The sequence below is a fragment of the Bacillus sonorensis NBRC 101234 = KCTC 13918 genome, assembly GCF_001592005.1.
Classification (GTDB): Bacteria; Bacillota; Bacilli; order Bacillales; family Bacillaceae; genus Bacillus; species Bacillus sonorensis.
Genome location: NZ_BCVZ01000006.1, coordinates 82,940 through 95,555, shown reverse-complemented (window position 1 = coordinate 95,555; position 12,616 = coordinate 82,940). Strand labels below are relative to the sequence as shown.

Sequence of the window (12,616 nt, the reverse complement as noted above, 5' to 3'; positions counted from 1 at the left end):
GATTTTAGGAGATGGGATGGACTCAAGATTACACTCCGCTGGGGAACAATTTGCTGCTCTCTTCAATTGCAGCGCTCATACCGATTTTGTATTTTTTCTGGGCTTTGGCCATCAAACGAATGAAAGGGCATACAGCCGGTTTGACAACCTTGCTGATCGCGCTTGTTCTGGCTGTTTTCGTTTACGGCATGCCTGCCGAAAAAGCCGTCATGTCCGCCTCGCAAGGCGCGGTGTACGGTCTTTTGCCGATCGGCTGGATCATCGTGACATCGGTTTTTTTGTACAAGCTTACGGTTAAAACCGGCCAGTTTGAAATCATTCGCAGCTCTGTGCTGTCGATCACTGATGACCGCCGCCTGCAGGCACTTTTGATAGCGTTTTCATTCGGGGCGTTTTTAGAGGGGGCGGCCGGATTTGGAGCTCCGGTCGCTATATCCGCCGCATTGCTTGCCGGACTCGGATTCAATCCTTTATATGCGGCCGGCATTTGTTTAATTGCCAATACGGCGCCTGTCGCCTTCGGCGCGATCGGAATACCGATTATCGCGGTCGAAGGTCCGACAGGGATACCCGCGATGGACATTTCGAAAATGGTCGGCCGTCAGCTCCCGTTTTTATCCGTATTTATTCCGTTTTATTTGGTCGTGATCATGAGCGGCTTCAAAAGGTCTTTGGAAGTGCTGCCGGCCATTTTGGTATCGGGTGTTTCCTTTGCCGCCACACAATATGTAAGCTCAAATTTCCTGGGGCCTGAGCTTCCCGATATTTTGTCGGCCATCGTTTCGCTTGTTGCGCTCGCCGTATTCTTGAAATTCTGGAAGCCGAAAACGACATTCAGATTTCCCGGCGAAAAGGAAGCGGCGGCAGCCGTGCAAGCGGGGCAGCCGGAAACACAAGAGCGCGCGCATTCGGCGGGCCGGATTTTTAAAGCATGGACCCCGTTTTTATTGCTGACCGCAATGGTCTCCATATGGGGAATTCCCGCTGTGAAAGAAGCGCTGACAGGCCATTATCAAGGGGCAAACCCGTTCTTGCTTTTCATCAGCGAAATCGGCGGCCGCCTGTCATTTGCTCCAGGTGTGCCTTTTTTGAACAACGAGATCCTTGATGGGTCAGGAAAGCCGCTCGAAGCCCTTTATAAATTAGATCTGCTCGGGTCAGCGGGAACGGCGATTTTGCTTGCCGCTGTCCTGACAAAGTTTGTCACGGCTGTTTCATGGAAAGAGTGGGGCGCCGTTTTTATCGAAACGCTGCAGGAACTGAGAAAGCCCGTGTTGACGATCGCTTTCGTCGTCGGCTTTGCGTATGTGACCAACTCTTCCGGCATGAGCACGACACTCGGCATGTCGCTGGCCATGACAGGTGCGATGTTTTCATTTTTTTCTCCTGTGCTCGGCTGGCTCGGCGTCTTTATTACAGGGTCTGATACCTCAGCCAACCTGCTGTTTGGCAGCCTGCAAAAAGTGACGGCGGGATCGGTTGGGATGGAGCCTGTGCTTGCGGTCGCAGCCAATTCTTCAGGCGGTGTCACAGGAAAAATGATCTCGCCGCAATCGATCGCTGTCGCCTGCGCGGCAGTTGGACTCGCTGGGAAAGAATCTGATCTGCTCCGCTTTACACTGAAGCACAGTTTATTCCTTTTGTTCCTCGTATGTATCATCACATTTTTACAGCATCACGCTTTGTCATGGATGATTCCGTAAAAAAGGGCCTGCGGCTGTGCCGCAGGCTTTTATTCATACCGTTTCCTGACGGAAGACGGCAATATGTTCATTTGATCGCGGTATTTGGCGACGGTTCGTCTGGAAATGACGATGCCGTGTGCTTCTTTCAATAAATCAGCAAGCTTTTGGTCTGAAAGCGGTTTCATTTTATTTTCTTCTTCTATCATCCGGCGAAGATGGGCTTTCACTGTATGGCTTGACGTATGGCCGGCGCTTTCATCCTTTACTTTTGCCGAAAAAAATCGTTTTAGTTCGCATAGTTCATAAGGGGTTTGCACCATTTTTCCCTTCACCGCCCGGCTTACCGTGGATTCATGGATGCCGAGGGCCTCGGCCACCTCTTTTAATGTCAGCGGCTGAATATCGTTTCGTCCGTTGAGAAAATAGTCCTTTTGGCGAATCATGATCTCGTTCATCACTCTTGTCATCGTTTCCCTTCTCTGTCTGAGGGCTTGATCGAGCCATTTCCACTGCCTGTATTTCTCGGATAAAAACGATGACGCCTCATCCTTCGTCCGCCTGTAGAGAAACGGTTCGTAGTACGCATTGAGCTGAATGTCCGGAAACGAACGGGTGTTAAGCTCCAAGGTCAATTTTCCGTTCTCAGCGGCTATGATCAAATCAGGCTCGGCATAAACATCACGCTCATCATGGTCATACGCTGCCCCCGGTCTCGGCGACAATCCGGCGACAATATCCTGAACATTCTGAAGCTCTGCAAGAGACAGGTCCGTTATCGCAGAAAGTTCTTTCCACGCCTTTTTTGCGAATAGCTCAAAATAGCGCGAAATGACTAATTCCGCCTGATCCGTCTGTGCCGGCAGCCGCCGCAGCTGGATGAGAATGCACTCCTGAAGAGAGCGCGCACCGACGCCGGCCGGTTCAAGAGACTGAAGCTTAGCCAGGACTTCTTCTATCTCCTTACAAGATACAGACAGTTCGGAAGCGATAAAGGACAGCTTTTCGGTCACATAGCCGTTCGAATCAAGCGATTCAGTCAAGTAGCTGAAAATTCTCTTTTCGCGGCTTGACAAATGCAGGTCAAGCGCCTGCCGCTTCAGCGCGCTTTTTAAGGTTTCGCGGTGATCCGCGGCCTCTGGAACAATCGTTTGTTCTCTGTACGAATGATGCTTTGTTTTATGGTAAAATGATCGGGGGACGTCGGGTTCTTTCCGTTCGATAAGAGGGTTTTCCATTGAGAGCTCATCAATCCGGCTGTTGAGCTCGGCCGAGGTGTACTGAAGCATGCTGATTGCTTGTGTAAGCCCCTGCGTCAAGTGAAGTTTTACCGTTTGCTGCTGTTGCACATGCAATTTCATCATTTCTCCCCTCCCATTATTAGTTTACACGATCGGTTGTTTACCGTATAGACATAAAAAGGAGTGTTTTCTATATGACAGAGTTATTTTCAGTGCCATATTTCATAGAAAATTTTAAAACCCATATTGACATGAATCCAAACGAGGAGAAAATTCATGCAATGAACAGCTATTACCGTTCTGTCGTGTCAACGCTTGTACAGGATCAGCTGACAAAGAACGCCGTTGTCTTAAAGCGGATTCAGCATTTGGATGAAGCTTATAACCAAGTAAAACGAGGACAATGATAGAAGGAAAAAAGCCGGCTGTTACACAAGAACAGGCGGCTCTTCTGTTTTCGCTCCGTTTTCCTGAATGAGCTTTGTGTTCGGAATATCTTTCATCCATGTATTGTAATAGTTCGCGTTTTTTCCGTAGGAGTTGTCGATCACAACGTTTTCCTTTTGCAGCAGGCACGATAAAATATGGCCGTGGAGCCTTGAGGTGACGACCGATTCATACCGGCTGAAAAAACGGACCGACTTGTTGACAAGGCGATCTGAATATCGCTTCCAATAATGGGCGATCGGCAGGAGATTCCCCGCTTTTTTATTAAGAGCGTTTAATGTTTGAAGCCGTTTAATTCCGCGTTTGTCGCTGTCAGACAACATCACCGGCCAATCGTATGTATCCGGTTCTCCCGCTTCCTGGAGGCTTTCGTTGGCTTCTTTATCCGTTCTGATGAAGCGCAGCACCGGCTCCGATGGCTTCTCTGCCGGCTCGAGCGGCCAGAGCTGATGAGCCATGTCCGGCATCATCCTGATGTTTTTCATTCCTTGAAAATGGCGTTTTGCAAATTGAAAGGATGCTTTTTCCCTCGTAAACAAGTGCAGATCGGGGTGTGCTGTCAATATATCTTTCGTCCGCTTGATGTTTTCTTCATTTTCATAGTAGATGGACTGGGGAAGGATCACGATCCGGTTATTCGGATAATGCTCGATCACCCGCTCCCTGAATTGCTGAAAGTGAGGGTATAAATCTCCGAAATTGCCGCCTCCCTGGCAGACGAAAATCGCATCTTTCGGCATTTTGCGGCCCGGTATGAAATTTTCCGCATTCCACCTTTCACGGACATGAATCCCGTAGGCGTTAAAAAAGGCCTCTGTTCCTTTCATAATCAATAAATCGCCCACATTCCCATAAAGGGGATAATCCAAGTAAACGACTGACGAATGCGTTGGAATGACATCCGATAATTCCGCCAGCTTTTCTTTCAAGCTGTCCATGGAATAGGTTTTGGTCATTGTATTACACCTCATTTATAGTTGATCCGGTCGGCAATCACCTGAATGATCCGGTCTTGTTCCTCGCGCGTCAAGCTTGATCCGGACGGCAGGCATAGCCCCCGCTGAAAAAGGTCATCGGCAACCGGGCCGCTTTCATCGTGCGGATAAAAGGCGGCGCCTTCGAAGAGCGGCTGCCTGTGAAGGGGTTTCCATAGCGGGCGCGCTTCAATATTTTCGCGCGCGAGCTGTTCAATGATGTCCCGGGGTGATGTTTGTATCTTTTCATGGTCAAACGTCAACGTCGTCAGCCATCTGTTTGACATGCCGAGTTCAGGCATGAAGCTGATGCCGCCGATGTCGGAAAGCGCCTCTTGATACCGCTTAAAAACGGTGCGGCGCGCTTTGACCCTGTCATCCAAAACGGCGAGCTGGGCGATGCCGATTCCGGCCAGCACATTGCTCATCCGGTAATTGAAGCCCGCTTTCTGATGCTGGTAGTGAACGGCCGGCTCCCGCGCCTGGGAGGCTAGAAACCTCGCTTTTTTCAAGGCCTCCTCATCATCGCTGACAAGCATACCTCCGCCTGAGGTGGTGATGATTTTATTGCCGTTAAATGAATAAATGCCAAAGCGGCCAAAGGTTCCGCTTTTTCTCCCTTTGTATTCAGATCCGAGCGATTCCGCCGCATCTTCAATGACGGGAACCGCGTATTTGTCGCAGATTTCAGTGATCTCGTCCATTTTGGCGCTTTGTCCGTACAAATTGACGACGATGACGGCTTTCGGAAGGTTCCTGGCGCGCTCCGCTTCATCCAGCGCCCGCTCAAGCGCCCGGGGAGACATGTTCCATGTATCCCTTTCCGAATCGATAAAAACAGGTTCAGCCTGCTCGTACAATACGGGATTGGCGCTGGCGACAAATGTAAAGGAAGAGCAAAATACCGTATCGCCCTTTCCGACTCCGAGCAATTTAAGTGCGAGGTGAATCGCCGCGGTTCCCGAGCTGACGGCCGCCCCGCCGGCCGCTCCTACATAGGCGGCAAGCTTTTCTTCAAACGCGTCGACAAGCGGGCCGAGGGGAGCGATCCAGTTGGTTCGGAAAGCTTCGGCTACATAGCGTTCCTCCTCGCCGCTCATGTGCGGCGGCGATAAATAAATTCGCTTTTTCTGACTCATTGTTTTCACCCTTTTTATGCGATTATTTGATTGTTCTTGCAGGTATTCCGACAGCGGTCGAATCGTCCGGGATGTCTTCAATCACCACCGAACCGGCGCCGGTCACGCTTCTCTTTCCGATCGTTTTCCCCGGGATGACAGCGGTTCCCGCACCGACATGCGCCTCTTCTTTGACAGTCACGCCTCCTGTCAAAATCGTTCCTGGCGACAGATGGACATAGTCGCCGATCGTGTTGTCATGCTCAACGATCGCACCTGTGTTGACGATGCTGTGAGCGCCGATATAAGCATCGGCCTGAATGATGCTCCCCGCCATCACAACCGTCCCGTTTAGTATCTGCGCCGTTTTGCTGACCACGGCCGACGGGTGGATGAGCACTGCATAACATTCAAGAGGGAGACCGAGACTCTCAAACAGCCGTTTTCTGACGGCGTTTTTTCCGACGCCGAGGATAAATGTCACGCCAGGAATCAGCTTGACAAGCTCTTTCACCGCATGTGAGGGACCTTTATAAAGGCCGTTTTCAACATGAAGCTCAGAAAACCGGTCATCAAGAATCCCGGCCAGCACTTGATCCGGCAGCTCCTCGATGATCTCCCGAATGACTTTGCCGTGGCCGCCGGCGCCGATGATGATCACGCTCTGCATCACGCATTCCTTCTCCCTGTGAATTTTTCGGCTGTGACATGGTGATCCTGGCTGACGCCCTCTGACTTCAGCACCTTGCCGACCGTCAGCAAAATGATTTTCAGATCAAGCAAGAAAGATCTGTGATCGACATACCAGACATCAAGTTCGAATTTCTCTTCCCACTTCACTTTATTCCTGCCGTTGATTTGCGCCCAGCCCGTTATACCGGGTCTGACTTCATGCCGTCTCCACTGCCGTTTTGTGTAAAGGGGCACATATTCCATCAAAAGCGGCCGCGGACCGACGAGGCTGAGGTCGCCTTTGATGACATTGATCAGCTGCGGTAATTCATCAAGACTCGTTTTTCTGATCAGCCTGCCCGTCTTTGTCAGCCGTTTTTCGTCGCTGAGCAGGTTTCCGGCCCCATCCCTTTCATCTGTCATCGTTCTGAACTTGTACAATGTGAACGGCTTGCCATTCAGACCTGGGCGGGTCTGGCGGAATAGTACAGGGGAGCCGATTTTCCACCTGATAACACAAGCCGTTACGATCATGGCAGGACTGAGAACGAGAAGCAAAACAATCGCTGACACAAGATCAAAAACCCGTTTCACTTTCACAAAAACCGCACCCTTTCTATTTGAAAAATCCCTTTTGAAAAGGAAGTAATGCTGAAGTCCGAAACTTATGCAGCCAAGCGTGGACGGCAAGCCGCTCTTCCTTTGTGCACATCACGAAATACGCAAACAACGTATAGGCGCCTGACGCTGTCAGCGCCGTCATGATGAGGGACGGCAGACTGTCGACCGCAAACAGGAGCTGAATCGCGCAGCAGACGGTCAAAGTGAACGAAGCGCCGGCTAGCGGAGCATACACGCCTTTATAAAAGACCCGTTTTGTTTCCCCCGTAATCTTTGACGCATAGATCGGGGTAAAAACGACGTTTTTCAGCATTAATGCGACAGCCCCCGAAAGCGCGATACCATAAAGGCCGAGTCCCGCTGGACCGCTCAATACGACAGCGAGCAGCAAGTTGACGGCCCCGAAGGCCACCGTCGTCAGCGCCGGTGTTCTCAGCTTGTTGTAGGCTGTAAAAATATAAAACAGCGGCGCCGGACTTAACGAAACAACCAAATATCCGGCATGTATCAATAGCAGCCATTTTAAGTGTTCGAAAGAAGGGCCGAGCCAAAGCGTCAAAAACGGGCCGGCCAGGCCGCCGAGCAATGCCGCCGGCAGCGCAAGAATCATGCCGTTGAACCGGACGGCCCGATTGGCATAGCGGACAAGCCCTTCTTTGTCCCCTTTTGAATAGTAAAGTGTAATCGTCGGTGAGAAGACGGCGGCAAGCGTACCCGACAGCGTCCGCAGCAAAAGCGGAAACTGGATAATCGCCGCATACATTCCGGATTCGGAAACCCCCAGCATGATATTGGCCACCATCAAATCGATTTGCAGAAACAAAAGCACGCCGATCTGGCTGACTGAGCTCCATCCCCCTGACTGAAGCAGTTTTTTGCACTTTTGAAGCGACATATCCCTGATGCGAAACGCAAACCATGGAATCAATTTTTTAAAGAATATGATCGACAGCATACAGGCCGCGGCAGTGGCAATGAAAGCTGCAAGCTGAATGTGCCAAATCTTCGGTGCAAACCAGGAAAAAATGCATAGGACCGATAACACGCGAATCAGCATCTGCACCGCCTGAATCGTGCTTGTGATATAGATTTTATTGGCATAAAACGGACCTGCTGCAAATCCCGACATAAAAAAGGTTAATAAAAAAAGCAGGCCGCCGATGAACAGCGCCATTTGCACATCGCTCAAGAGTGCTGCGGGCACGCGGATGATCCGATCGATAAAAAACGACGTTCCAGCCAGCGGAAAAAACAAAATGAACGAAAGGATAATAGATGAAACAATGTACGTATTCATATAACCTCTCGCCTCATCAAGCGCCCCTCTATGGGCGGAAACGGAAAAAAACCTGACAACGACCGCGCTCAAAGCAACTGTAATGATCGAGAAATAATTAATCATATTTTGCGTTAAATGAACGAAGCCGAAGGCCTCAACTCCGAGCGTTTGTATGACAAACGGAGTCAGCCACATCGAAAACAGCACGGATAATAAAAAGGACGCCATATTGGCGCCCAGATTCAGAATAAATGTCTTATTCAAAAGGCTCATCCCTTACTGGGCAGATTTCGTTTAAAAAACAATTCAAGCAGGATCGGAACATTTAATTTGCATAGCAATAGCACCAGCCGCTGGCCGATTAACAGCTTTTCATTGCGAATCGACGTTTTTTTCACAGATGACCGCACCATCCGGTAAGACAAAATGTCTCTAATGTGCCGCCTCACCTGTTTTGAAGGCTTCCGTTCGGCACAAGCATTGGCCAGAAGCATCGGTATTTGATGTTTGCACATATATGTTTGCAGATCCTCTGCACAATCCTCAAACATCTGAAACGTCTCATAAAACCTCTTTTTCGCACGATACTGCCTGATCAGACTGTCATCCATATACGGTTTAAAGGGCAGCTCTGTCAGGCTTTGCGGGTTCCATCTGTACATGTAATAGCCTTCATCGAGCGCTTTCACGCGCTTGGCCGCATAAAAAGCGTACAAGTTAAACGGCGAATCTTCCGCAAACCGGATATCTTCGTAAAAATAAAGCTCGTTTTGTTTCAACAGTTCGCGCCTGTACAAGTTCCGCCATACATACCAGATAAGCCGCGTTTCATGCGCCCTTCTCAGCTCATGCTTCATATCCCAGCTCAACAGCAGGCGCCCTGCCGGCAGAGATGGCGGGACATACTGGTTCCCCTTTTCAGAATGCTTGTAATAGCCGCACATCACGATATCAAGATCGTCTTCTTTTGCGGCGGCATACATATTTTCAAACATTGAAGGCGAAACAAAGTCGTCCCCGTCGACAAAGCCGACATACTCCCCTGTCGCCGCATGAAGCCCCGCGTTTCTGGCCGAGCTCAGGCCCCCGTTCTTTTTGTGGATCACTTTCACCCTCGCATCCCGGTCACAGTACCGTCTGGCGATGTCTGCCGATCTGTCCGGAGACCCATCATCGACAAGAATAATTTCGATATTTCTCAATGTCTGGCTGAGCAAAGAGCTGACACATTCTTCAATATAATTCTCGACATTGTACATGGGAACAATGATGCTGACGAACGGCTTCATAAGGCATCACCGTTGATTTTCCGCCTTAAATCTGTGAAATAATGCTCCCTTGGCGGCATGTTTTTGTAAGATGAACCGCTCTTGATCAATTCTTCAATCGCACGCAGCACTTCTTTCATTTCCGGATTCTCTACAAGCTTCATGGACGGAACGTCTTTCAGCCAGTGAAACCCTTCAACAACCTTATGGTCAAAGGAGCGAATCACGACACAAGGCGTTCCCGTAATTGCGCAAAAGATCATGCCGTGCAGCCTGTCTGTGACGACAACCTCCGCCCCCCTCAGCTGATCCCACAGCTTATTCAGCTCCTGTTCGCGGGATGTGCGGCTGACTCTCTTGCCGATCGTCGTCGTAAAGGTTTTCACCTCTCCGTATTCATCCCGGACTGCTTGCAGCAGCGCTTGCCGCTCTTCTGTTTTGAGGAAGCTTTCTTTATCATTCCGTAAACAAACCAGGATTCCGTCTCTTTCAGCCTGCTGCTCTTTCTTTAAATAGAGCACCATATCCGGCTGTTTCATAATCGTTTTGTTTGGGAAATGCTGTTTCATAAATTGGTAGGTTGTCTCATCACGCGCCATCATCAGCAGGCGGGGATGGGCATTGTAGATTTTTTTTGCCCGTGTTAATTCTTTTTGGCCGTAAGGCGTCTTGGAAAAATGGGCAGTGGCCGGAAGCTGTACGATTTTATACTGTTTAAATGTCTTGATGATAAAGCGTCTCGTCCATTCTTCATTTCTGTATAAATCCCCCATATTGCCGCCGCCGATGATAAACACCATATCCTCCGGATGGCGGGCGCGCCGCAGCGCTTTTGCGTGTTTATAAATATCATTGATGCCGATCTCGATCACTTCAAAATCGGCAAACTCATTTTCTATGAATGTCTTGCTTGCCAGGGCAATCGCATGATCTCCCAAATTATCGTGGGAAGGAATTAATGTCAAAATGATCTTTTTCTTCTCTTTATATTGATCAAATCTCTTTAAACCCGGTGTCCCCATTATGTATTCTGAGGGATATTTCACCTTCAGCAGCAGCCATTCCGCAAGATTGATTTTCCATTCCTGAAAGGTCATTTCTTCACCGCCTATTTCTTCATTCTGTACTCGATCATTTTCTGGTATAGAGCTGCGAATCCGTATACGGCCGGCATGAGCCGGCAGCGAATCAATAAAAGCAATAGCTTTTGCTTCGAATCGAAAACCTCCGGGTCGACGGCGGGGATGTTCTTCCGAAACTCGGGGGACGCGCAAATCCGCCTGATATTTTTATATTTTTGTGCCGCAGATTTTTTGTTTAAGCTCTTGCACTCATTCAAAATGCTGCTCAAGCCGTGGTTGACGATAAAGACATCAAGCGCATCTTCTAACGTCTGAAGCTTCCCGTGCTTTGCCAAACAGTCCAGGTTTGCCCCGTAAAGGGTCAGTCCGTCTTCGAACAGCCCGGCCTGATATTTTTGCACAATCGAGGCGAGGTGGACCCTGTAGTGGTAAAGAGGTTTTGTCACAAATGCCGCGGCTTCAGCAAAAAGCAGACACCTGAAACTAAAATATTGATCTTCAATATTCTCCAATTCACCCCTGAGCGGAAATGTAAGCTGATGCTGTTCGATCAGGCTCCGCTTATAAAGCTTATTCCAGGAAAAACCGCTCACCTTGCCTTTGAGCAGATCGGCGATATAGGCGTTCTTCGGCTTTCCGGCATAGTTTTTGCCTATTTCCGGACAGATCGTTTTGCCGGTGTCCTGCATCTCCACGGCATAATCGCATATGACGAGTTCAGCTTCTTCGGCCTTTGCTTTTTCATACATCGCCTGGCAATAGTCCGCTTCAATCCAGTCATCGGAATCGATGAAACCCAGGTACTCTCCCGACGCCTCATCTATTCCTTTATTGCGGACGGCGCCGAGTCCCTGATTCTCCTGTTTGATTACTTTGATCCGCCCGTCTTTTCTGGCGAAATGATCAATGATTTTCTGGCTCCCATCCGTCGACCCGTCATTGACGATGATGATTTCAATATTTTTTAAGGTCTGGCTGAGCAGCGATTGTAAACAATTCGGCAAAAAAGCTTCTGTATTGTAAACTGCGACCAGTAAGCTCACCGCTGGATTTTCCAATATGATTACTCCTTTGTCGACATTTTTCACAAGACAGGGATGATCTGCCGGCCCTGCCTGTTCAGATGGATTATCGTTCAAAAATCGTTCTGTACGGCAGCACTGAGGAATCGAACGGCATAAGCATAAAGCTGTATAAAAAATAACAGATCAAAATCATGATATAAAAAAGCGCATTCGACTTCGGTTCGAAAATCCGCACAAAATAAGGAACGAGAATCAGCTGATAAAGTCCAAAATAGATGTTAAATCTTGCAAAGATGACATCCTTTGTCGCCAAAACGCCAAATAAAAAACCAATCAGGCAAAAATTGACGATATAATCGATCTCGGGCCACCGCTTTCGGAGCTGCTCCCTGAAGCAAAAAGCAAGCACGAGCGGAATAAGAAGAACGATGATTTTAATCGAGTTCATCCCGTTTGAATTTTTCATCAGCCATTCTTCATAATGTCCGTAAGAGCTGTTCTCAAGCATGACGATAAATACGGAAAGAAACTTTTGATACATGAACGTTCCCGCCAGAAACAAAAGGGTGAGACAGCCCATCAGAGGCGACCACGCTTTTCGTCTGACAATGAAATAGACGGGAATCATGATCAAAGCGGATGAATGAAAAAGCGAGCAGATCAGCACGGTAATCACATAGCGGACCCAGTTTCCGCCGATCACATACTTGACCGCCCAAAACAGGATGCCCGCCACCATATACTGGCGAATCCCGTTGAATGACGCATAGTAGTAAAACATGCCGAGAAACAGAAACATGCTTAATTCAAACGGCCGTCCATATATATAAAGCGTCTTGACGATGAATAGATACGTGACGGCGGCCACAGTGACAAACATGATTTGCGGATCGCTTGTAATATGGTTCAGCAGCCATAACAGCGCGGTAAATCCGGGATCTGTCGAAGCTTTTGCCCCGCCGAAACCGAAAATCTCCGCTAGGCTGTCATACTTTCCTGCCAGCTCATAAAGCAGCATATACGTTTGGTAATCTGTTCCGACCTTGTATCTCAATCCGGCTACGATGACCAGCGAAACAAGCGGGACGATGGCAATAATCGCATTCGGACGATAGCCGGTCGGCAATGAATGATCTTCTTTGCCGTACATTTTCGCAAACCATGACCAGACAAAAACGATTCCCACATTCAGCAAGTAAATATCCAT

General features: G+C 49.0%; 12 protein-coding genes. 2 read left to right on the top strand and 10 right to left on the bottom strand.

Annotated elements, in window-relative coordinates; translation table 11 throughout:
• The first annotated feature begins 11 nt into the window (after positions 1–11).
• Positions 12–1,703, top strand: a complete 1,692-nt coding sequence (locus BTR1S_RS09875) for an L-lactate permease (RefSeq protein WP_006639156.1) — start codon at positions 12–14, stop codon at positions 1,701–1,703.
• A 29-nt stretch (positions 1,704–1,732) separates the two neighbouring features.
• Here the strand turns inward: BTR1S_RS09875 and rpoN are convergent, their stop codons facing one another.
• Positions 1,733–3,043 (bottom strand): RNA polymerase factor sigma-54, encoded by a 1,311-nt coding sequence (rpoN, locus tag BTR1S_RS09870; protein ID WP_029419553.1) that lies wholly within the window; start codon positions 3,041–3,043, stop codon positions 1,733–1,735.
• A 74-nt stretch (positions 3,044–3,117) separates the two neighbouring features.
• On the opposite strand from rpoN, the gene yvfG reads away from it, so the two are divergent.
• Positions 3,118–3,330 (top strand): protein YvfG, encoded by a 213-nt coding sequence (yvfG, locus tag BTR1S_RS09865; RefSeq protein WP_006639158.1) that lies wholly within the window; start codon positions 3,118–3,120, stop codon positions 3,328–3,330.
• A 21-nt stretch (positions 3,331–3,351) separates the two neighbouring features.
• On the opposite strand, the gene BTR1S_RS09860 is transcribed toward yvfG, so the two are convergent.
• The 9 genes from BTR1S_RS09860 to epsG all read right to left on the bottom strand — a co-directional run bounded on the left by BTR1S_RS09860 (position 3,352) and on the right by epsG (position 12,616).
• Positions 3,352–4,326, bottom strand: a complete 975-nt coding sequence (locus BTR1S_RS09860; RefSeq protein WP_006639159.1) for a polysaccharide pyruvyl transferase family protein — start codon at positions 4,324–4,326, stop codon at positions 3,352–3,354.
• Between the two features lie 11 nt (positions 4,327–4,337).
• Positions 4,338–5,483 carry a DegT/DnrJ/EryC1/StrS family aminotransferase gene (locus BTR1S_RS09855; protein WP_006639160.1) on the bottom strand — a complete coding sequence of 382 codons (1,146 nt, stop codon included), beginning with the start codon at positions 5,481–5,483 and terminating at the stop codon, positions 4,338–4,340.
• 22 nt (positions 5,484–5,505) lie between these two features.
• Entirely contained in the window at positions 5,506–6,132 is a 627-nt protein-coding gene (locus tag BTR1S_RS09850; protein WP_006639161.1) for an acetyltransferase, read from the bottom strand.
• Positions 6,132–6,734 (bottom strand): sugar transferase, encoded by a 603-nt coding sequence (locus BTR1S_RS09845; RefSeq protein ID WP_006639162.1) that lies wholly within the window; start codon positions 6,732–6,734, stop codon positions 6,132–6,134. Before BTR1S_RS09845 ends, BTR1S_RS09850 begins: the two co-directional genes overlap by 1 nt.
• 16 nt (positions 6,735–6,750) lie before the next feature.
• A complete protein-coding gene (locus BTR1S_RS09840) occupies positions 6,751–8,307 on the bottom strand; it encodes an MATE family efflux transporter (RefSeq protein WP_224254440.1) in 1,557 nt (518 codons plus the stop codon).
• Positions 8,304–9,323 carry a glycosyltransferase gene (locus BTR1S_RS09835; protein ID WP_006639164.1) on the bottom strand — a complete coding sequence of 340 codons (1,020 nt, stop codon included), beginning with the start codon at positions 9,321–9,323 and terminating at the stop codon, positions 8,304–8,306. Before BTR1S_RS09835 ends, BTR1S_RS09840 begins: the two co-directional genes overlap by 4 nt.
• Positions 9,320–10,399 carry a polysaccharide pyruvyl transferase family protein gene (locus BTR1S_RS09830; protein WP_006639165.1) on the bottom strand — a complete coding sequence of 360 codons (1,080 nt, stop codon included), beginning with the start codon at positions 10,397–10,399 and terminating at the stop codon, positions 9,320–9,322. The genes BTR1S_RS09835 and BTR1S_RS09830 overlap by 4 nt, the downstream gene beginning before the upstream one ends.
• 11 nt (positions 10,400–10,410) lie before the next feature.
• Positions 10,411–11,442, bottom strand: a complete 1,032-nt coding sequence (locus tag BTR1S_RS09825) for a glycosyltransferase family 2 protein (protein WP_029419554.1) — start codon at positions 11,440–11,442, stop codon at positions 10,411–10,413.
• A gap of 70 nt (positions 11,443–11,512) precedes the next feature.
• On the bottom strand, positions 11,513–12,616 hold the full coding sequence (gene epsG / locus BTR1S_RS09820) for a biofilm exopolysaccharide biosynthesis protein EpsG (protein WP_006639167.1): 1,104 nt from the start codon (positions 12,614–12,616) through the stop codon (positions 11,513–11,515).

Bases quoted from the DNA above. Each gene is read 5' to 3' on its own strand.
- yvfG (WP_006639158.1), top strand. From the start codon at position 3,118: ATGACAGAGTTATTTTCAGTGCCATATTTCATAGAAAATTTTAAAACC.
- BTR1S_RS09855 (WP_006639160.1), bottom strand. From the start codon at position 5,483: ATGAGTCAGAAAAAGCGAATTTATTTATCGCCGCCGCACATGAGCGGC.
- BTR1S_RS09850 (WP_006639161.1), bottom strand. From the start codon at position 6,132: ATGCAGAGCGTGATCATCATCGGCGCCGGCGGCCACGGCAAAGTCATT.
- BTR1S_RS09875 (WP_006639156.1), top strand. From the start codon at position 12: ATGGGATGGACTCAAGATTACACTCCGCTGGGGAACAATTTGCTGCTC.
- BTR1S_RS09860 (WP_006639159.1), bottom strand. From the start codon at position 4,326: ATGACCAAAACCTATTCCATGGACAGCTTGAAAGAAAAGCTGGCGGAA.
- BTR1S_RS09840 (WP_224254440.1), bottom strand. From the start codon at position 8,307: ATGAGCCTTTTGAATAAGACATTTATTCTGAATCTGGGCGCCAATATG.
- BTR1S_RS09835 (WP_006639164.1), bottom strand. From the start codon at position 9,323: ATGAAGCCGTTCGTCAGCATCATTGTTCCCATGTACAATGTCGAGAAT.
- epsG (WP_006639167.1), bottom strand. From the start codon at position 12,616: ATGGATATTTACTTGCTGAATGTGGGAATCGTTTTTGTCTGGTCATGG.
- rpoN (WP_029419553.1), bottom strand. From the start codon at position 3,043: ATGAAATTGCATGTGCAACAGCAGCAAACGGTAAAACTTCACTTGACG.
- BTR1S_RS09830 (WP_006639165.1), bottom strand. From the start codon at position 10,399: ATGACCTTTCAGGAATGGAAAATCAATCTTGCGGAATGGCTGCTGCTG.